The sequence below is a fragment of the Noviherbaspirillum sp. ST9 genome (assembly GCF_048799745.1).
Classification (GTDB): Bacteria; Pseudomonadota; Gammaproteobacteria; order Burkholderiales; family Burkholderiaceae_D; genus Noviherbaspirillum.
Genome location: NZ_JBLWFR010000222.1, coordinates 1 through 513 on the forward strand (window position 1 = coordinate 1; position 513 = coordinate 513).

The following is a 513-nucleotide window of genomic DNA, read 5'->3' on the forward strand; positions in this document are numbered from 1 at the left end:
GGTATACTCATTTGGAGATAACAAAATGCATGCTATCCCGGCAGCAACAGGTAAGGCGTTCAATGCAGGTAACCTGCCCGGAAAGCAAAATCTTGCCGCTGGTACAGGAGTTGACGGTGAGTTTTTGCATGTTCTTAAGGATAAAGCTACCGCAAACGTTTCTCTCTATGTGCTTGACAAGGGATCCTCGACCGGAAGTACAACACTTCCTCCGGAGCCGAAGTCTGTTTTTGACCTTACGAATGCACCGGATATAGCTAATGCCACCAGGGTTGTTTTTATGGAAAACCAAAGAGTACTGTATTATGCTACCCGCAATAAGATCTACGCCGTTTTATATGGGACTTCGGTTGCTACTTTTGCCGAACGTTATACTGCGCCTGCAGGAGAGGAGATTACAACTCTGCAGGTATACCAGCAGGGGGATTACCCTTTCAGGGATAAGGTTTACAGCGCCAGTAATAATACGCAACTTATCATGTCGACTTATAGCACGGAAGGAAAAGTATATAT

Annotated in this window: 1 protein-coding gene; it reads left to right on the plus strand. The window is 45.4% G+C overall.

Annotated features, from left to right (window positions below; genetic code table 11):
• Positions 1 to 25 precede the first annotated feature (25 nt).
• Positions 26 to 513 (plus strand): hypothetical protein (locus tag ACNOHI_RS25640; protein ID WP_420477542.1); only part of this gene is annotated, 488 nt, incomplete at its 3' end.